The sequence below is a fragment of the Halobacterium salinarum DSM 3754 genome (genome assembly GCF_008124605.1).
Classification (GTDB): domain Archaea; phylum Halobacteriota; class Halobacteria; order Halobacteriales; family Halobacteriaceae; genus Halobacterium; species Halobacterium salinarum.
In genome coordinates, this window is the sequence record NZ_VRYN01000012.1 from 1 (window position 1) to 21728 (window position 21728).

10 protein-coding genes and 1 pseudogene are annotated in these 21728 nt (G+C 55.6%); 8 read left to right on the top strand and 3 right to left on the bottom strand.

Going from position 1 to position 21728, the window contains the following annotated elements; genetic code table 11:
* Positions 1-251 (bottom strand): annotated as a pseudogene (locus APQ99_RS11290) (ISH3 family transposase); the annotation flags it as partial.
* Between the two features lie 24 nt (positions 252-275).
* Positions 276-1394 carry a hypothetical protein gene (locus APQ99_RS11295; RefSeq protein ID WP_136361238.1) on the bottom strand — a complete coding sequence of 373 codons (1119 nt, stop codon included), beginning with the start codon at positions 1392-1394 and terminating at the stop codon, positions 276-278.
* A gap of 121 nt (positions 1395-1515) precedes the next feature.
* On the opposite strand from APQ99_RS11295, the gene APQ99_RS11300 reads away from it, so the two are divergent.
* The 8 genes from APQ99_RS11300 to APQ99_RS11335 all read left to right on the top strand — a co-directional run bounded on the left by APQ99_RS11300 (position 1516) and on the right by APQ99_RS11335 (position 20052).
* Positions 1516-2355, top strand: coding sequence for a BrxA family protein (locus tag APQ99_RS11300; RefSeq protein WP_209000317.1), 840 nt, complete (start codon positions 1516-1518; stop codon positions 2353-2355).
* Entirely contained in the window at positions 2352-6053 is a 3702-nt protein-coding gene (locus tag APQ99_RS11305; protein ID WP_136361239.1) for a hypothetical protein, read from the top strand. The genes APQ99_RS11300 and APQ99_RS11305 overlap by 4 nt, the downstream gene beginning before the upstream one ends.
* On the top strand, positions 6050-6676 hold the full coding sequence (locus APQ99_RS11310) for a BREX protein BrxB domain-containing protein (protein ID WP_136361240.1): 627 nt from the start codon (positions 6050-6052) through the stop codon (positions 6674-6676). Before APQ99_RS11305 ends, APQ99_RS11310 begins: the two co-directional genes overlap by 4 nt.
* Entirely contained in the window at positions 6669-10364 is a 3696-nt protein-coding gene (locus APQ99_RS11315; RefSeq protein ID WP_136361241.1) for a hypothetical protein, read from the top strand. Before APQ99_RS11310 ends, APQ99_RS11315 begins: the two co-directional genes overlap by 8 nt.
* On the top strand, positions 10361-12487 hold the full coding sequence (gene pglZ / locus APQ99_RS11320; protein ID WP_136361242.1) for a BREX-5 system phosphatase PglZ: 2127 nt from the start codon (positions 10361-10363) through the stop codon (positions 12485-12487). The genes APQ99_RS11315 and pglZ overlap by 4 nt, the downstream gene beginning before the upstream one ends.
* An 80-nt stretch (positions 12488-12567) precedes the next feature.
* Complete coding sequence (locus APQ99_RS11325; protein ID WP_136361243.1) at positions 12568-13119, top strand: TATA-box-binding protein; 552 nt, start codon at positions 12568-12570, stop codon at positions 13117-13119.
* Between the two features lie 79 nt (positions 13120-13198).
* Positions 13199-13840 (top strand): hypothetical protein, encoded by a 642-nt coding sequence (locus APQ99_RS11330; RefSeq protein ID WP_136361244.1) that lies wholly within the window; start codon positions 13199-13201, stop codon positions 13838-13840.
* 239 nt (positions 13841-14079) lie between these two features.
* On the top strand, positions 14080-20052 hold the full coding sequence (locus tag APQ99_RS11335) for a sacsin N-terminal ATP-binding-like domain-containing protein (protein WP_136361245.1): 5973 nt from the start codon (positions 14080-14082) through the stop codon (positions 20050-20052).
* A 238-nt stretch (positions 20053-20290) separates the two neighbouring features.
* Here APQ99_RS11335 and APQ99_RS11340 read toward each other — a convergent pair whose 3' ends face one another.
* Positions 20291-21616 (bottom strand): orc1/cdc6 family replication initiation protein, encoded by a 1326-nt coding sequence (locus tag APQ99_RS11340; RefSeq protein ID WP_136361246.1) that lies wholly within the window; start codon positions 21614-21616, stop codon positions 20291-20293.
* Positions 21617-21728: the final 112 nt, after the last annotated feature.

Below are 21728 nucleotides of genomic sequence, written 5' to 3' on the forward strand. Positions count from 1 at the left end.
TCAAGGTCGAATTTGGTGCGGAGATGGTAGAGAACCGAATTTTCGTGGGGGGCATCTTCGCTTTTCTCACAGAGCGTTGAGACCGAGGTCCCGTCGGCGCACGCGCCGACGAGGACCTCGTAGATGTCTTCAGCATCGATCTCGGCGTTTTCAGCGAGTGTGAGGGCGACTTCCTCGTCAAGAGCGTTGACGAGGAAGTTAAGAAGCTGGTCCTCGTGGATTTCACCGTCTGCTTGCTGGGTTGTAGACACACCTTCAGCAAGCAGACGTCTCAACTAACCGGCTTTGTGATGTACTGAGGCTCGCATATCGAGATCCACTCCGTGGAGGTTGTAACGGAGAATCTTCTCGGGGATTTCAGACCGGGCGAGGTCTGGCCGTTCTTGATGCCAGATTCGCTCGAGGACGTCAAAGGCGTACAAGAGAAAGTGGCCACTCCCACAAGCAGGATCAATTACACGGATGTCTTTTGGTTCCTCAAAAGTCGGGGCTTCACCTTCTTTTTCTGTCGGAACGAGATACGTGCTGAAATCAGCTAGTGATGGCGATTCCGCAGGAGATGTGTCGCGGAACTTGCGTTCATCTTCGGAGAGGGTTGATTGTTCTTCGATAGTAGCCGGAAGCTCGCCATTTGCCTCCAGATACATCTTAGTGAGACTGTTATCGGTAAGCATCCGCACGACCCAATGAGGAGTGTAGAACTGATTTGCCGGAGGTACATCTTCGGGTTCTAGTCCTTCTTGGTTTCTCTTGTGGCGTAGCTCTTCCAGCTTAGAGGCATTGTAATACTCGTACACCCAGCCGAGGACGTCGTCGGCACGCCAAACCTCCTCAGAGACATCATCGAGCTTACGGCAGAGTTCTTCAAAGACCTCGACGTCCGGGTCAACGATGCTGTATGGTGATTCAGGGTCAAAGAGAATCTCGATTTCGTCAGTTAGCTTGCGACAGGCCTCGTCGTAAGCCTCAATTTTAGCCTCGTCGGGACCGAGATACTTCTCGTTTTCAAGCTTCTCAGCTGCAGGGGTTGTGCCAGAGTCTCCGAACTGAGTGACTGGCCGATCAATGAATCCGCGGACCTCCATACAACGGAGGGCAGTGAGCCGGTTGACGATAGTGTATCCGACGCCCATTACGTATTGCTCGAACTTCTCCTCCCACGACTTATTGTCGTCCTCGCGTTCAACAGCCGTGACCAGTTCTGTTCGAGTTTCCGCCTCTTTGCCAGAGAGATCCTCACCGCCGTCCTTATCATTGAGTTCGTAGGTATGTTCGAGCTGATATTCGATATCTGCTTCAACAGTTTCTCGAAGGTCTGTGACTATGTCTTCGAGATGCTCACGCTCTGACTTGTCCAATTGGGCTTTCGTCGCAAGAGAAGATTTTCCAGACATGATGTACCGCTCTTGTCTCCTACCTCATAATGAGCCCACATCAAAGTTCCCTTGCGGTCCGTTCATTTGCCCAGAAATCTGCACAAGAACTTCTAAGTAGATACCACGGTCTCGTCATAGTATGGCTACAGGTCGAAACGGGGAGTTGGACTCATGGCTCCCGTCTCTCATCGGGAGACTCCCCGAATCGAAGATCACTACGGATGTGACTCATTGCGGGCTCCAAGCCGAGAGAACGCACGATATCGCATCTCTCTACGCGGACGAACTCGATTGGACGTCGGTCAAGGAGATCTGGTACGACGAGCGAGTCGCGAACCGAAGCAGTCGGAACAGCGCTGAAAAGCCACTTATCGCTATTCGGGCACGGCTTCAGTCAGCGGGTGAAGGGCTTCCATCGGTCCCGGTGCTTCCAGAGATCTTGGACCAATGTCGAAACGAACGCGATCAGGCACAGGTCCTCTTCCTCTATCTCGTCAACCACGACGGGCTGGCTCGCTATGTCGTACACGAGTACCTCCGCCGACTGATGAAACAAGGACCCTCCGCACTCGACTTCGAGACGGATACTGTTCTCAACATCCTCGACGAGTTTCGCGACAAAGCTGGCGAGCCGCTAGAGTACTCGGAATCAACACAGAAACGATGGATACAGGGACTCAGGTCTGCCCTTCGTGATATCGGTGTGCTCGAAGGGAAGACTGAGACCGCCGGTCAACCCCCAAAAGTCGGCGACGTGCCCCTCCAGGTTGCGGCTTACTACTCCTGGGCTCAGAACGGCGACGAGTGGCTCACGAAGCCGATTGGCTGGCTCTACCTGTTCCAGTCCGAAGAGTACTGGGAACCGCAGAGCAAGCGGCTGGCCGGATATGAGGGCTGGACGCACCACGAAGCTCGGAGTCGCGTCTGGTTCGAACCTGTCGACGACTTCTACACGATGCTCGCGGAGGGGTCGGCATGACTTCCATGAACAACCTGTTCGAGAAGCAGGACGCGACCTTCGAGGAGTCCATTCGTATCGATCGGAAGTTCGATGAGGACGAAGACAGAGCCGCTCATCGCGATCAGCTCTACCGCCACTACCTAGACACCTACCACATCACAGATGCCTCGGAGAACTTCCTTCGGGACTTCTTCACTCGAATTCACGGCCACGACGAGGAGATGCGGAAGGGAGCCAATCACTGGCTCTACGGATACTACGGCAGCGGAAAGAGTCACCTACTGACCGTCCTCAACCTCCTCACCGCGTCTGCGGACCTCGAAGAGGAAGACAGAAAGGGGGTCTGGAATCGGCTGGATTCAGATAGCGCCTACAGCGACCTCTACGAGACATGGTCCTCGATGCTCGACGAGTACCGTCTCGTCCCCCTCCCGATCAACCTCCTGAAGTATCAGAGTGTTCGCGAACAGAGCTTCAGCGAGATCATCCTCCAAGCAGTCTATCAGGCGCGAGGCCTCTCGAACCGACTCGACGTCGCATTCTTCGAGGAGTGGTACCAGAATCAGGGAACGTGGGATCAGCGTGACGAACTCACGAAAGAGGTCCTCAAAGACGAAGGCGTTCCCAACGCGGATCAGTACTCGTGGGACGACGTCCAACAGTACCGAACCCTCTCTGATCTCGTTCTCGAGGAGCTCGTCGAACGAGAGACAGGAACTGCAGATGGGTTGGCGGACATCCAACGCCAGGACATCGGGCAGCGGATGGCTGTCGAAGCCGTCGAGTCGTATCGGCAAGACCTTGAGGCGGAGTCTGAGAAGCCGGTAAAGATCGTCCTCCTCGTCGACGAAGTGACGCTCTTCATCGGTGGGGACTACCAGCGACTCTCGGAACTCAACGCGCTCGCGGAGAGTATCGATACGATCGGCGAGGGGAACATCCAGATGGTCGCGACGGCGCAGTCCCAAATCGAGGACGTCCGACCAGGACTTGCCGCGAAGCAACTCGACTTCGGGATTCTCAAAGACCGGTTCCCCCACCAGTACCACTTGCCAAGTCATCACGTCGGGGAAATCGTTCAGCGTCGCCTCCTCGAGAAGACCGAAGGCGGAGCAGACTGGGTTGAGTCAGAAGCACTAACGGCGCGGGTACATCCGACATCTACGTTCGTCTACTCAGAGGTCGGGCAGAACACGGAGCCACCTCTCAATCGAGTCAAGGAAAATGAGTTCGTGCAGTTCTACCCGCTCCTGCCCTACCAGCCGGCGCTCTTCCTGGAGATACTCTCGAACCTTCGGAACGAGTTGGCCGACTCGGCGAAGTCGATCTTCTCTGGGACAGCGAGAGCGATTCTCGCCATCGTTGCCGGACTCCGAGACCGATGGATGCGCGACGAAAGCAAAGACGAGCTGTCCCTCATCAGCCTCGTCGATTTCTATGACCTGATCCGGTACGAGCTCGAGGACATCATCCCCAACGAGATCGAGGTCCTAGAAGAGATCGAAGCCGACGAAGACACGACTGACTTCGATCTCAAGGTCGCAAAAGCGGTCTTACTCCTCTCGTACGTACCCGACTCAGTCCCACAGAACGACGCCAACATCGCGGTTGCGGTAATGGACGACCTTAACGGGCAGCCGCGGACGACCGTCCGAAACCAGGTCCAGAATTCACTGGAGAACCTTGACAAATACATCAGGCCGAACACGGCCGAGGACGGTCCTCTCCTTCGAATCACGGATCGGGAGGAACGAGAGATCATCGAAGAGGCACGCAAGAACCGCAAGAACCCGGATTGGGACGAGATTATCGCCGCTTTCGACACTGAACTCTGGGCGGATATCAGCCCTCGTCTGAATCTCCCAACGTCGGTTCCCTACGGTGGGGACGGCGACAACTACCCCATCTCGTACAACTTCTCCATCGATGGACAACCACTAGATGGGGCGGACGAACACGAGGGTGCCCTCGAAGCCACTATGGTTATCCGGGGCGTGCGACCTGATGTCGACTCTAAGAAAGTCAACGAGGGAACGATCTACTGGTCGGTCAAGGAGGATGGATTGGATGATCTCCGAAGCCAACTCATCGAGTGGTGGTCGTTCCACGAAGCGACTACCGAAACGGAAACACCCGATACGATAGCCCGAGACGTCGACGATGCAGCGGACAGGGTGAAAAGTAAGCTCGCGAGCGCGCTCAAAGATGGCTCGTACAAGGTTGAATCTCAGGAACCGCGTGGTCTCGAGTCTGCGGTCAAAGAGTGCATCAACCGTGCCTATCCCTCGTTCTTCCATCCCGTCATGCTCGAGGTGGACCAGAGCTACCTCTCGGAGCTAAAGCGACTCAACGACGACGAGGAGTACCCAGAGTGGGCACAGAAAATCGATGTTCCAACGCCAGATGCGGAGGTATCCACGATGGGGACGATTGCGAAAGAGATCCGAGGCGCCGTCGGTCGAACGCTGGTTGACCATGACAACGAGATGGGTCTACCAGCGCTCTTCGAGAACATCACCGAGGAGACGCCGTTCTATGGAGAGGTCAAACCTGCAGTAACAGCGGTCCTCTGGGGGCTGTGTCGCGCAGGGGAGTTCCGTCCCGTTGCAGAGGACGGAGAGGCTCTCTCCGCGGATGAACTGCTGACGCTCTCTCAGCAGATGGAGATCAAGCTGCGTACGGCACCGTCGTCGACGTCTCTCAAGGAACAGTTCATCGATGCTGGAATCATCGATCCGATTCAAACAGTCGACGAGGGAATCGTCGCCCTCGAAGAGTTGAACAAGTCGGTCAAGAGGCAAGCGCGCACGCTTGCAGAGACGACAGAAGTCAGTACAGAGACGGAATTAGAGAGTGATGCACTCGTCTCTCTGGTTGCGTCATTCAATAATGCGCTCTCTGAACTGGCGGATAGCGCAGAATCTCGCGCCGACGCGATCGCTGCTGACGATACGGACTGGGAAGAGATAATCGACCAAGTGGCGAGTGACGAAGAATGGTTGACCGGGGTTGAGGATCGATGGGAATCCAGGGAATCCTACCTCTTACAACTCGACGGTCTGCTGCGGTTCAGAGAGCTGGAGATTGACTGGCTTAGCCAATCGTTCTACGACGCACTGGACCAGCTGAGCCAACAGCTCGAAAACGAGTCTGGTCGGGAGTGGTGGACGCAGGAGGGTTGGCAGTCCTTCGATCAGTCACTAGATGCCCGGTTGACCGCAATCTCAGCGCTTGAAGAGGATTGGTCGGCTCAAGTGGCTGAAACCAACGCGAAATCACTAGTGACGGAACTCGAGGAACACCAATGGCTGATCCCGCCCCTACAGCTCCCTGAGCACAGCGTTCACGATGGATTCCAGTCCGGATATCTCCGCCCACTTCGGCACTTCAGAGATACCCATGAAAGCATCCAAGCCTGCATTAGTGCGCTAACGAACCGGGAACCAGGAACTCATGACGAACGCACATTGAAACGAGCGCTCGGGACGGTATCCTCAACGACGGATTGGGACAGCCTCACTGAGGACCGAGTCGACACGTATCGAGAAAAGTACGAGACTGTAGAGCAGTTGGTCGGTGGGACTCGACCCGATGAAATCGAAGGCGTAGGTGTGCTATTCGGCGATGAATCTGCACTCAAGGGCCAATTTGAGCGTCTCGTGGAGTCGAGGAAGCCGACGATCGAACAGATCGATGGAGGTGTGATTATCAAATGACGTCGACGCGAAACCCGCTCAAGAAATTCACCGAGGAATTGGTCGACTTCGCAAGTGGCGAACGGCGGGGAATTCGAAATCCCTTCGTCATGGTGCCAGTTGAACCATCTGTTGAACACCGGGTGACGGAACGGTTGGTTCAGTGGGCAGACCCCGAAACACCAGATACACTGACGAACTGGGCTGGCATCGAGAACCAGGCCGGCAACGAACTCACAGTCGAGTGTGTTCGGCTCGATCACCTGATGCCCGAGACGCGTGTTTTCGAAACCACACTCGATCTCGGGCCTCTTGAGCGGACCACCACGAACGCAGTAACGGAGACACTCGAAACGAGTCTGGCTGACGAACTCATCGGGAAACTCGTCGAAGGACAACTCAAAGGCGAGAACGCGCAGCAGCATATCCTCCTGCTGGTGAACCTCGGAAGCCTCTATCCGTTCACCCGCGCCTCAGAGTTGCTCGATGAGATGGACCGCCGAAACGTGAATACTACAATCGGAATCCCGTTCCCTGGTTCGATTAGAGGAGGGAAATTGAGCTTCTTCAACGAGGACGCGCGCCACTACTACCCAGCCCACCGAATTGACGAGAAAATCACGGAGGTGTATCTCGATGACTGATACGACACTTGAATCACTGTTTACTCGCTCGCCGACGCGAGAACTCGAAGAAGTACAGAAAGTCAACGAAGTCGGCCAAGCCGAACGCGACATCGACGAGTTCTACGAGACTGATAGCGCTCGAAAGGTACTCACAGAACTCGGTGAAGTCGTCAACAGTACAGGATCACAGCCACGCTTCCGGTATGTCCATGCCACCTTCGGATCCGGGAAAACGCACCTTCTGAAGCTGATCGGAATCGCGACTGGCGAGATCGAGGGGCTCGAAACGGTCGCTCCGAAGCTGTCGAGCCAATTCTCTGGGTTCAAGGAATTCAGAGACCGGCTCAATTCGTCCCACATCGATCACCTGGTCCCCCTGTTCATGAACCTCCTCGACCGGGACAAGGTTCGTGACTCAACGCTCTCGCTCCTGATCTACGAGGAGCTGGGGAATCAGCTCAACTACCCGACTGACCCACTCTGGTTACTCGAGTGGGCGTGGACACTAGAGATCGAGCATGGGCTCTGGGAAGCCGTACGCTCTGTAGAACACGATGGAAGGTCGATAGAGGAAGCAGCACAAGACAAGGCTGCGCTCCGTCCATGGCTCTATGAAGCACTTCCCGAGATGGACGAGACTGACGGCACGCCCTATGCAACGAAAGATGGCGTCAGGGAATCAATCGAGCAAGCCACGAGACGGATCAGTACTGAGGCGTTCACACCCGATGAACTCGTAGAACGGCTGGACCGAACGAAGCGCTACTTACAGGAATCAGGCGAAACGTACGAGTTCCTCATCGGGCTCGACGAAGTCGCCATTTACGTCGGTGACCAGCAACACCGCTATCGAGAGTTCCTAGAGACGGTCGACACACTCATCGCCGACATTAATCCCCCAATTTTGGGAACAGGACAGTGGTCGCTGCGGGACATGCAGCAGGACTTCATGGGAGAGGTCGATCCGGAGGCGTGGTACACGAACGAAATTCCGCTCCGGGGTGCCGATACAGAGATCATAGTCAGAAAGCGGTGGCTCCGAAAGTCAGATTCCGGGGCGAACACGGTACACGACCTGCTCGAACAGGCTCCTAACTTCGAGTTAGAACTTGCCGACGCTTCAGAATACACCGACGTCGGTGAGCCCGTAGAGGCGTATCCCTTCCGTGAACACGACCTCTGGTTGCTCCGCGAGGTCATGCAGAGTCTCAAGAAAGAAGACTTGGAAGTGGACAGAGAGTATGTTCAGGGACGAGCGCTGCTGATTCTCGTTCGTTCTCTCTTCACCAGCTTTGATTGGACCCAGAAAGAGCCTGGAGCGGTCGTTGCGTGGGATGAAATCTATGACTTGATTGAGCGCGAAACAACGGACATTCCGGGGTGGGCAAAGGACCAGATCCAGAAAGTCGAGAACACGACTGACGAGATGGGGGTGAGTGTCGCGAAAGTTCTCTATCTCCTTGGCCAGGTCGACGCCGTCCCAACAACGAAGGAGAACATCACACGGCTGCTGGTTAGCTCAGTAGATACTGACATCGATCTGCTCGAAAGCGATGTTGAGGAAGCCCTCAAAGCGCTGATGGAGGACAACTTCGTTCGAACCGACGAGAGTGTCCAACCGCAGACGTATAGAATCCTGTCGAAGGAGATCGTCGAGTTCTGGGATCAGATTCACCGGGAGGCAGCAGGGCTTCCTCAACATCAAGTTCGGTACAATATTGAGGACCTTCTCCGGGAGGCAGATCGTGGTCGGTTGACCGCGGATGATTCACTCCGAACGCGGAATATCGACGGGATCTCCGACGCCCCGTATACGTTCCGCTACACTGTATTAGACCAAGTCGACTCCTCATCGGAACCTCGTTTCGATGGTGTAGTTGCCAGGGTACTAGCGTCTGACCCGGATACAATAGAAGAGTCACGAACGAGATGGCAGGAGGCAAACGCTGGTGACCAAGGCGTTGAAGACGTCCTTATCGTTATTGAGCTTTCAGAGGGCCTTCGCGAGAGTATTCGGCATCTGATTGCGTTGGATAAGTTATTGGAGCCGGGGGCTAGCGCAGAACTCCGTATCGAGCAACAACAGGAGGAGGAGACCGTCGAAGACGAGATCGAGGAACTCCTCTATGGAGCGAAGCTCTATACGCCGGACCATAACACGACGCGAGGGACGTATCTAAGCAACATCGATAGTGTGCTCGCTGATGCTGTCAGAGAGAAATTCGAGAACAGGAAAACACTCGATACACGGCTGCAGGAGGTTGACGACGCTCGGACCCTCTTCGAGTTCTTCAACGGGAATGGTACGTGGCCGTTCTCAAGCGACGACGCAGAAATGCTCGGGGTCAAGACAGTTCCGAGAGAGATTAGTGACGGGTGGGCTGAAGAATTCCTCAACGATTACGCTGGAGAGGAATTAGTGAGTGGAGAGACTGTCCTCGAAGAAATCGCTGGTCGGCGGGGGAAATATCTCGGGACGCCACGCGAGGCACTGGCGGCGCTTCTGATCACGCTTGCCGCAGCAAACAAAATCGAGATCAGACGTGATGGGGTCCGTATCGAAGACCCGGGCGAAATCGGTCGCGTGATGCGACGTCTCTCCGATATCCGTGACATCGATATTGGATTCGATCCCGTAGACATCGAGGGAAGTAGCAATCTAAAAGCGGTCTATCAGTCACTCCGAGGATTCGCTCCACAAGGGAACGATCCGACCGCTTGGCTCTCCAATCTCGCATCATGGGCAGAAAAGAATAGTTCGGGTATTCGGAACATCTGTGCTCGTGTGGATCTCGAGTTTGACGAAGAAATCACACTAGATGCGCTCCGTGACGCGTTAGAACCAGGGATGGCAGGTGGCGAACTTGACGATGCAGTACTGACTGAATCGCCAGTACCAACGCAGGCAGAGTGGTTCCACAAAGCTGAACCATTATTCGAGGGCGAGGAGCCGCTCTGGGATGAGTTCAACAGCACACTCGAGACGATGCGATCACTGTACCCAGATGCTGCGATTACCTACAAGATGGAGGACGCCGTCGATGGGTCACGCATACCTTCCAAGGAGAGTCTCACTAAGCTCCAGACAGAGGCTCAGGACTTCCGTACCTCCCAGATTAGTGAGCTCTACCACCTTCTCACGGGAACCACACCCGAGGGGGATTCGATCTCGGAGCTCTGTTCAGCGGTCGAGCAAGCGTTACTGGATCAAGACATAATCGTAGAAATCGATACCGTCACCGAGACAATTTCAGGAGTGAATTTCGAGTCACTCAGAGAACTCGATGAGATCGCTGCATCCGCGGATGACATCTCCGAATCCGATATCGCATCCGGGAACGCAGTCAGCGAAGCTAGCCAGCTTGAGGAGGCACGGGGACTACTCGAGGATCAACCAAATGGTCCACTCTACAACCAGCTCGAATCTCGGTACGAGAAACTCAACTCAGAACATTCTGAAGCGTTCATCACGAAGCAGGTGAAGCGTGCGCTAAGTGGACCAGACCTCGTCACACCGTCTCGAGCAGAAGCGTTGGTGAAACAGGCCGATGCAAAGCTCCAGTCAACGGACGATGATGACGACGATGATGAAGACGATGATGACCAAGATGACGACGGGCCATCTGTCGACGAGCTCTGGGCAGATGTGACCGAACCAGGTGACGGCACTATTGTGGTTATCGATACAGAGGAGGAAGACCGATGAAATCGCAACCGACGACGACACTCGAAGACCAGGCGAAAGCTCATCTAGAAGATGAATTTCCTGACGACTACGCGACAGCTGTTCGAGTCGTCTGGTGGGACGACGGAGGACATCTCCGAGAGGTCATCCGTGCTGCTGCAGACCGGATCGGCGTGGGGTTCTCGGAGGCAGAACGGTTTCCTCTCGAGCTGAGAAGAAACGCAATCGACGAACCGGAGACTCCCCACGTCTGGTACATCCCGCAAGCGAAGGAGAATCGTGACTGGTTCAGAGACATCCGTGAAACTGGCGGTGAAATCGAACTCACGATCGAACAGCTGACTGCCGAGCTGTATGAGGTCAATCCCTGGGATATCTATGATGTTGAGCGAGGGACGGAGGCTGACCGCGAAACTGCGGCGAATGTAATCAAAACTCAGTTCGCAAGCGGTGGAATTCCACGCTACGGGGACCTGATCGGTGAGATAATCACAAAGGGAGAGGGCCAGATTTTAGAGCACCTCCTCGAAGGTGGATGGCCAGAAATTGACAAGGATGATGAGACGATTGCCCGAGTGCAAAAGTCGCTTAAAGACAGGCACGTCGCTCCCGCAGACAATGCTGAAACACCAGAAGAGATCGAGGACGTCGTCTGGAAGTGGGCCGTTGCTCGCTGGCTCGTCGTCGGGGGAATGGATGTCGACGCCTTCCCCGAGGGATATGGAAACGTGGGGAGCACCCTTGGCGATATCAATCCACTCAAACGGATTGTCGATTCCCGACAGAGCAAGCGGTTGGCAGAGCGCTATCTGAGCGAGAGCTACTGGGGGGACGTAATCGAAGCATCTGACGATGTGTGGGAGCTCGTGGCCTGTCCGGTTGATGGGGCGCTTGATGCAGCTCTGTGGGATGCTTGGCTCGAATCATTAGAAGAGGGAAGGTACACGGAATGTATCGAAAGAGCGAACGAACGCCAACAAGCCCTCGGTGTGTATCCGGACGATATTCCCTGGACCACGCTCTGGGAACAAGCCGAACAGGTAGCCGAGTTGGAATTGCGGTTTGCAGCCTGGGAAGAGCGGTCCCAGTCGTTCGACCCCTTCGATCAGTATGCTGATCAAGAAGACGGAACCTGGAAGATCGACTATGGGGTGTTGGAACTCGAGATCACAGGTGAACCCGAGCAAGAGAGACTCCTCAACTCTCACCCGGCGACGGAGTCGCTCCCTGAGATTCGCGCCGAGCTCTTAGAGACGCGGTATATGAACTATCTTGAGGAGATGAGCGAGGCAGTAGTCAGTTCGTTCAGTACTGGATCGCCTCTGGCGGGGAAAGACGCTGCCTACGAGTGGTGGACTGACAACGAGCAGGATCTCGCAACAGGGGAAACAGTCGCCCTGTTTCTGATTGATGCGCTGCGATTAGACCTCGCTCGGGAGCTGGCCAACCGCCTTCGAGAAGACTATTCGATCGCCGAAGAGACCAGAGTTAGCACACTTCCATCAGAGACCAAATTCGGGATGGCTGCACTCACACCAGGGCGATCCCACAGGTTCCGTGTCAAACTCCGGAACGGGAAGCTCTCTGTCGAACGAGGTGGTCAGCGTCTCGACAACAAAGGAAACCGAGTGAAAGTCCTTAAACGAGAGGGATGGGACGTACCGGACGATCGCGATTCCGGGTGGCAACACCACCAAATCGCCTACTACGACAAGGACATCGACGACATCGGTGAGAATGAACTCGACAATCCAGAGAGTCACTTCACCAGTTACATCGACGAATTCTACGATCTGATTACAGAAAAGCTAGAGAACGAAAACTGGGATCGGATCTACGTCGTGACGGATCACGGATTCGTCCTGCTCCCGAAGGGGACTACGATGGAATCGATTTCTAGCTACGACGGAGATGGAGAGGTCAAATATCGTCGAATCGCTGGAGACGACATCGAGGACGCCGGAACAGGCGTCCGAGTCACGGGTCAGACACCTGGAACAGAATATCTGAAAACGTCAGTTCGATTGCTCGCCAAACCTCGACAGTACAACAGCAAAAGTGGGCTTACCGACGCCCGCTATTACCACGGTGGGATCCTTCCGCAGGAATGCATGCTGAACTTCCTCCGAGTCGAGAAAGAATAGTAGCCAGAGCACTCCTGAGGCATTCACTACCGTGTCTAAAACCTCAAGTCATGTTGCAGGTTATCGTGAGATACTAGCTAATGACCGAATCTGAGGTTGACGTCGTCAATATAGCAGCGTTAGGCACACTCGGAATCGAAGTCGATATCGAACAAATTGTCGCAGATGCGGAACTACCCGTCGCGTACTTCAAACCCGAAAACAATACAGCATTATTTCGATTTGAGGAGAGTGGCGAGCTGATTATTCTCTACACCTCGGGAAAGTATCTCCTTCGAGTGGGAAACGACTTCGAGAAAATGCATCAACTGAACTCAAGATTCATCGATTTTATATTAGATCTTGGGATAACGATCGACGAGCCAACTCTGGAGGTGAAAAACGTCGTCAGCGTCGGGAACCTCCATCACGAGATCGATCTCAATACTTTGACGATCGGACTCGGCTTGGAACAAACAGAATATGAACCAGAGCAGTTCCCAGGCTTGGTCTACCGACCATCAGGTACCCGTTGTGTCCTCCTTGTGTTTGCCAGCGGCAAAGTGGTAGTCACAGGTGGGCGAAGCGAGGAAGAAGACAATCAGGCGTTCCAATCGCTTCAATCGAAGTTAGCAGACCTAGAACTCATTTGAGAAGGGGCGACTGAGAACAACCTGAGAAGTGCTCTGTCGTGGGGCTGGAATTATCACTGGTGGACGGACATAGCAAAATATGGTTGACGTCGAGTGGGCATTGAGTCAGCTTGGGCAAGTCTTCCACTCTGAGGATCACCTCAAGCTGGCTCTCGGAGCAGAACTCGCCCAGATGTATGGTAATGAACGAGTTCGACTAGAATGGAACCCAGAGCCGGGTGTCAGAGTCGACATCGGAGTACGACGAGGAGATGTCACAATTCCTATCGAGCTGAAATACAAAACGAAACAGGCGACCGTCAAAGACGCCGTTTTTGAGGAAACCTTCCAGCTGAAAACACAAGGTGCACACGACCGGGCTCACTACCGCTTTCTTCGCGATATCAACCGTGTAGAGCAGATTGTTGCCAACCAAGGAAGATACGGATATGCGGTTCTCCTAACAAATGACTCGAACTATTGGACTTCACCGGCAAGTCAGGCCCTTTATGACGAGTTTCGGATCCACGAAGGGCGCGAATTTGGTGAAGGAAAATTGAACTGGCGAGAGCAGCGAGACTGGATGTCGAAGAGCGGTGAGGAAGCACCGATCAACTTGGTCGGCCAGTACGTCGCTGAATGGACTGACTATGAGTATCGTGAGGATATTAGTGTCTCGTCAAACTCTGAATTCCAGAGTTTGGTACTCAGAGTGGATACACAGGTAGCAGTGGACAAGTAAGAGAATACAAGCGAATCTACCCGAACTGGCAAGCGGAACCGCAATGTCAACGGTAAGCCTGGGAGCTTCACGGATTCGACCAAAATAGATCATTGTGAGAAATCTTCATGCCGCACCACAGGAGTTCGCAGCTGTCTGACCCGTGTAATCAGCCCTCGAGGAGGATCAACGCCCCAACTACACAGTAATCGACAACATCTCCCTGGCATTTATTAACGAATTACGCATCTGTCGATAGCATGGCAAGTCAGTCGGCGGTTGTTGACCACCTTTCGGAAGCGGAACTCTTCGAGCGGTGGAGCGATCGTTGGGAACATTTCCTCGATGACTTTTCTGCGGCGTCGTCCTCAGCCACTATTTCTGAACGCCTCCGAGATAAAGTGAAAAGTGGGAACGCAGAGCGAGCAATCGCCGGCGGTCACGAAGGGCGAGAAATCCTTGAACTCCTCCAGAACGCCCGTGACGCAATCCCTGGAGACACTGATGGTGGCCGCGTCTACGTTGGAGTGTACGACGAAGGCGTTCTCGTCGCGAACACCGGCCATCCCTTCGATATGTTCGACCCGGATGTCGAGGACGCCGTCACGATGATTGGCGAATCCTCGAAGGGGAATAGCGACCAGGAAATCGGACACAAGGGGGTTGGGCTGAAGTCAATACTCGCTACTGGGGATGCATTCGAGATCTGGACGCGCCACGAGAGTGCTACAAATGAAACGCTTCGCGTTAGGCTTAGTCGGTCGTACGTCACTGCTGCGTTGCTCTCGTCATTAGGATACGATACATCTGGGTTCGATCTTCGTGGGGCTGTCTCGAACGAAGCGATCCAGTCACTCACCACGGCTTCGAATGCTGATCAGCGAACCGAGGAGCTGACCCAAGACGCTCGGGAGGACATCGGCAAGCTCCCGCTATTCGATTTTCCGGTTCCCCTGACGACAGCTTCTGGGGCAGACGATCCCGTTGCCGACCGAGCATCGGCGCTCCTCACTGGCGATGTCGACGAATGGTACGGTGACCCCTTCCGCACGGCTGTTTTCGTTGAGTACGAGGACACGGAGTGGCGCGACCTCCTCGAGGCGTTCGATATTCCACTACCTGAATCGTCCGACAGAGGTAGTGCTGGTCGGGCCGAACGGCTCTGGTCGTATCTCTCGAAGGAGGCTGACGGTGAACGCGCGACGAGTGAAACGCTGACACCCGAGACGCTCATCCAGTTTGGCGGGATCGAGTCATTGCTGCTCGAACGCGTCGACGGCACGGAGCAACCAAGCCGGGAGCGGTGGGATGTCGACCGTACCGCTGGGCCACTCGATAGCGAGACAGTGCGTCATGAGACAGTTACGGTGGCTGTCGAGGGAACGGACGCATCGTTCGCGGACGAGCAGTTTGACCAGTTCGGGTTTGTTGACGCCGACGCATCCACGCAGTTGCTCGTTCCGCAGACGAGAACTGAACGAGAGCGGCCACAGGAATATCCGCTATACCTCTACTATCCGATCGAGAATACACGGGACGTTTCGCTTCCGTTCTGTCTCCATGGGCACTTCACGGTCGAGACAAATCGAAAGGATCTCAGTCTCAACAGCCTCGATGAGAATCAGGCAGTCCTCGAACGAGGAGTAGAGCTCGTTGCTCGAGTTGCCGAGGCAGCAGGCGGGAGCAACTTTGGCGACCGCTATCCGTGGATTCTTCTCCCGCCACCACCGAAGAGCTACCCGGACGACCCGAGTTCACAGGCGAGCTTGCTCACGTGGTTCCGTGCCGCAGTCTATGAGGAACTCCGTGAGCGGCCGTGCGTTCCCACAGTTAGCGATGAAGACGGGGTATCGACACCTGTTGTACCCGGTGAGTCGCTTCTCCATTGGGACGGCACCGTGCGCGATGGCTTCCTCGCACTGTTCGATGTGACCGACTCGCTTGATGAATCAGTTTCCGACGCTGTCGTCGACCGTCATTTCCCGACGAAGAAAACACTCGAAGGTTGTCGTTCCGTCCCGACCACATGGGAGGAGAGAATCGAGGCGCTCCTCTGGGTTGACGATGCAGAACAGTTCTCAACCGAGATTGCCCGCTCATGGGGCGCGATCCTTGGCAGCCACCTCGACCGGCAAATGGTCGGGCAGGATGCGTCACATCTTGTCTGTGACTCCGGTACTGCTCGGGCACTATTTGTCGGTACTATCGAGACGATACTCCGCTCTGGCTCGAACGATGATGAGCTGTCAGCAACGCTCGACATGCTCTCCTCGCACCTGGAGGGTGTATACCTCCTGCCCTGCCGTCGCACGAGCGAGAACGGAGTAGTCGGTGACGTCGCCGAAGAAACACGCTCTGAGAGTGATGCGGCGGATAGTACCCTCCTCGTTCCCATCGAGGCACGATCGGGGCCAAATCCGAACGAGCGTGGGACGAGCCGTACACGGTCAGTCATCTGGGACATCAACTCTCCGGAACGAGACACCCAACCGCCTGAAGTACCGCGTGAGAAGTCGAGTTTCCGTGTCTACTTCTTGGATCGAGCGGTCGAACAGAACGAACGCGCCCGTCGCGTTCTGGACCTCGCTGGTCGGCCGTGGGGAGTCCGTGTCTACGATGGCACGCCGAGCTATTTCCGCGAACTCCTGGACACATTCGCAATGGACGACTCGGCGCGTGTGAAGGCGCTGGACTTCTACTTCCTCGCGAAGCAGATCAACAAGCTCGGGAGCGAGTCGACGGACCTTCAGACAGACGAGGGTTCGTTTGTTCCGACTGAATACGTGAAATCCGCGGTTGCGCGGTCAGAAGGTGACCAGCGGCAAAACCTCCGCCGACGCCTGAATCTCCGAAATAATCGACTCACTCTCCCGCGAGAGGGAGGCACCCATACCATCCGGGAAACGATACTCGACGATGATTGGCAGCGTATCCGGGCGCTAGCCCACGGAGAGGATGCGACTGAAGACTGGGACACGTTCGATGGGGATGCAAGTGCGACATGGCCAGCGCCGACTGAAGAGGCGTGGGTTCCGATTGCCGGTGCGCTTGAGACTGACGACGCTCACGAGCGAATCGCGAAAACACTCTCGTTGTTCGGTGTCTCGGTACTTCCCGATATCCGGACGGTATGGATGTATGGATCCGGGCATCCACGAACTCGAGGTGACGCATCCTGGGATCCCGTCGAGTGGTCTGCAGGCGACTTTCTGGCGAGTGACGGCGTCCCGGAGAGTGCTGGCGCACTCCAGCGTTCTCTAACAGATGCAGGAAACGTCTATCAACAGTGGATCACGGCGCCGGGAAGACACCCCCAGACGACAGCCGAGCACTCGAACGCATGTAACGTCAAGACAGATGGCGTTCTCAGAGACGTCTTCCTCGCAACGTGGATCTGGTTCGACGACCTCGACGCAGTTCAGCAGCTCGGCGAAGAGAATCTCCTCGAACTTCTCCACCGGTACGAAGGCCAGTTCACCAAGTCGATACTTGAGACGGGATGGACCTGCTCGCATGGTCATCAGCGTGACGGCTACGGATGGTCGAAGTCAGTCCCGACGCTCCTGAACTGGCAGCTTCGCCAACTGAAAGTCTGGGACGCGACCGTAACAACGAATCCAGAACTCCAAGACCGCTGGGGAGATGACGCTGCCCGATTTGCCTACACAGTCGTAAAGACAGGGTCGCGTGGGGCCAGAGCCTCGCGACTCTTCCCGCACATCGATCCGGATGACCTCGATCTCTCTGAAGAACTGCTCCGAAAGCTGGGAGTGAAACCAATCGGTTCGTTCGATGCTACTGAAGCTGCGTGGCACCTGCACCGGCTCCTCGAGGTCCTCGCCGTCGACGGCCCAAACGAGGAACCGGTCGCTCTCGATATCCCTGACGACCGGGATAATGATTGGAACGCAGCTTACACAGCGCTCCTAGAACCGATTCTGCGCCAGCTACCTGCAGAGGACCCAGAAGCGGAAGACGTCGACTTGCCGTTCCTGACTCACCTCCCGATTAAGCGTAACGGTGAGTGGCAAGTCGCGTCGCTAGAGTGGCTGGCAGAGAACGCCGACAAGGGTCGCTACTACGAGGACCAGTCACCGAAGCCGTGGGAACGCCGTGCCGTCGAACAGGGCGGACACTGGCTCCTACCCAGAACTGCGTCAGGACCGTTTACCCGGCTCACCAACGCTCTCGGGATTGCGCGAGTCGACGCGTCGAAGCCAATCTTCGAAGCGGACGAGCTGACATTCACGGACGAGTCAGTCGCCGAATTCCGTTCGGCACTTCGTGATCGGATGGTGCTCCTCGTTGCATCACTCGAGCAGCGGAGTGAGGATCGAATCCGCGAATTTGCAGATGATTTAGACGCCGCAATCGCAGAGCTGCGAGTGGCTGAACAGTTCCCCGAAGTAATCGAAGACGACCTCGACGCCCCGAAATCGGGCCTCTATGCACCTCGGATCGGTGAGGAAGCCTTCGTGTTCAATTCAGCAGCCTTCGACGACGGACTCACCCTCGACGGGCTCGCGAACGCTGTCTCGCTGCTTGCCGAACAACCGACGACAATTGCGACGTTCCGAGAGGCACTCGACGGTGATCTCTCACCAGCAGAGCTCACGAAGCGATGGCAGCGGCGAACCTTCCCCGTCGATGACGTCGCACGGATACTAGGTACGAGACGACGTCGAGACCTCCGGCAACGGCTTGACGCTATTGTCACCTTGGTCGAGCGCTTCGACGGCACGGTTGCTCCGACCGTCGACGAAGTCGTTGAAGCAATCGAGCGCGAGGAGGACATCGCTGTCCAAGACTTCAAGCGGGCCTTGTGCGGCCTTGAAGTCACTACTCTAGATGGGACATCGCCCCAGGGAACGTTCGTTCGCGACGTTCGGGAGAGTCTTCCTCACGAGCTTAGATTCGTTCTCGATCGGCTCTTTGGCGAGGATCGGCGACCGTGGCGGGAGATAATCTTGGAGTCCGACAGCGGCCGCGAATTGGACGTGATTGACTGGCTGGCGAAGAACGCGAGAGCACTCGACGCGACAGCGTGTTTCCCACAGTCAGTTCCGTCCACCTACGTCCGTGTGCTCGCTGTGATGAACGTCTGGGACCGTACGGAGACGACGGAACTCAACAACATCGATGTGTGGCGGTCGCGGCTTCGCACCTTATCGACGGAGTCAAACGTTCAGTGGGTTGACCGACTCCCCGACCGATTACAAAATGAGGACGCAGACGGCGAGCTGTTATTCTACTATTCACCCGAAGATCGGTTCCGGTCGCAGGTCGTCGCTCCCTTCCTCGAGGGACTTTCCGGAGCTATCGCGAGCGAAACAGCGAATCTGGAGACAATGCTGCGACGGTATATCCTTGAGGGAGAGCTACCGGAAGATGAAGCGACGGTCTCCGCTGCCGACCACCAAGACGGCGCACTTGCTGACCTCCAGTCTGCGGCCATGAGCGGCCAGCAATTCTCAACCGAGAGCCTTCTCGATGCAGGGTTCGAGGTGCAAAGCGCTTCGACGCGGACAACTGGCAGTGGCGGTGGTGGCGGGAGTACGCAGTATCGTGGTCGCGGTCAGCAAGGCGAGGCTGCGACGCTCGTCGCGATACTGGATGATGCTGCACGCTGGCTTGACGACCAGCCCATCGGAATGATTCGGACGGTCCGCTCGACGTTCCGTGCGTTGCACGACGATCAGCAGAACGGCGATCACAACTGGCATCTCGACCGAGTCTGGGACCAGGAACTACTACCGCTCTTGTCGGGCGGTGGGTTAACGCGGGAATCTATCGTCGACTGGCGTGATCACCTTGGAGATGGACGGCTTCGGGATCACCCACTAGTCAGACTCTGTAACGTCACGCTTGAACAGGGCCCCGGGTTCGACGTAATCGACCCGTTCGGTCCGTTATCGGGTCCACGACGAGAATTCGATCTCAGCCAGTTCGTTCCTGTCGAGGTGAAGGCGGTCGGCGGCCGTTCCCCACCATTCCACTTCCGACTAACGACCAACGAATACCGTCGCTGCAAGGCATTCCTCCGAGGAGATCGGTCGTACGTGATTCGGCTCGTCTACGTTCCTGAGCCAGGGACACCCAACTGGGCGTCGGAGACGCGCTTCGTCTCTGAGATAGTACTCGAAGATGTGTCGGACGCAGAATCCCTGGTTCGTGGAGATCCCTTCGAGGAAGTCGTTAAAGGCGGCTACATGAATATGAGCGTAGACCGGTGAATCGACTCTACCAGTAGGTTGGCGGAGCGGCACCACTCGTGCCCCATTTTTCGAGGACAGTATAGAACGAATGTCGCCTGAGAATACTGTAGATTGGAGCGAGACAGACGCCCCTATCGATTTGTTGTGTGAGAAACCACCAAGCACCTGGGGCACACCTCTATCGACTTGTTCTCGATGTCGAATGAGCTAGGTCGTCGCCGCACCCTCGCCCCTATCGATTTGTTCCGAGAAGAAGCTACTTATTGATCTGAGCCTTCACGACGGTCCGTAGTTCGTCCACGTTGACGTCCTTCAGTCGCGAATCTTCCCGAAGTGTCTCGATGATGGTGTTCGGATTCTCTCCAAACGTAAACTCGAGATAGCTTCCCGAATGCGGTCCCTGGCTTTTCCGTTCGGTCTCGACCAAGGAATACGTCGTGAGTTCCTTCATCTTGTTCACGTACGTCTCCTGGTGATACTGATCTGCATCGAGTGTCCCTGTCAGATACTGATACATGCGATAGCCGAGCGGACTTTTCGCTGCACCAGTCCCGGTTTCCCGAGCAACCGCAGCAGTCGCAAAGAGACAGAGCTTCTTCTGGGTGCTAATCCCACGAGTCACTTCGAGTACGCGGTTCTTCTCGACTTTGTCTTGGGCTTCTCGAATGTGCTCTTCGCGAACCTGGTCCGCATTTGCTTTCTCAGCGATCGACCCTGCAGTTCGCATGAGGTCGATCGCCTTCCGTGCGTCCCCGTTCGTTTGTGCAGCGAACGCGGCTGCTAGCGGAATCACGTCGTTACTGAGTGCGTTTTCGTGGAAAGCATCTTCCCGAGCCCAAAGAATCTCTCGGAGCTGGTTGGCATCATAGTCGCTGAAGTGGACGTCCTCCGGCGTGAACGAACTAAGTGCTCGACTGCCAACGTTCTCCATCATCTTCGTGTCGTTAGTGATGGCGGTTACAGAGACTTGGGCAGTGATCTCGTCCGTGCTCCCAGCACGAGATAGCTGGTACAGAAGACGAGAGAAAGCCGGCTCGTCCATATCTCGGCGACCGACGAGCATATCGAGTTCGTCGAGGATGAAGACGACTGTGTCGTAGTGCTCGTTGATTAGACGATAGAGTTCTCGCCATTTCTTCTTGTTCGGGATACCGTGTTCTGGGACCTCAACGGTCGCTCCGACGTCGTTCGCGACTTTTCGGGCTAGCTCGTAAACGGCTGAGCCGAGAGTCCCGACGTTCTGGCAGTTCATCTGGATTACGCCGAATCTGATGTCACGACTTTCACAGAGTTCGAGGATGTTCGAACAGACGGCATTGATAATGAGTGATTTCCCAGTCCCTGACGGTCCGTAAAGGAAGAGATTTGGGGGACGTTCGTTGCTGATCGCGACGCGAAGATGCTGGGTGATGTCAGTAAGCTGGGAGTCGCGACCGACGATACGTTCCTCGTCGACGATCTCGTTCGGTTCGAGAAGAGATCGGTTCTTGATGAGACTCGCGGCTTCTTCCTGCTCGAGGATGAGATCTTTGATAGAACCCGTGGACTCGGGTGTTTCCTCGGGACCAGGATCCGTGGGCATACCCCACCCCACTCTATCAGGATACTAAAAGATTCCCCTGTCGATTTCTTTTCTACCGCTATGAGGCTCATCAGTGTAGAATCAAAGAGTTATAGCGTTCTGCTCGCAGACC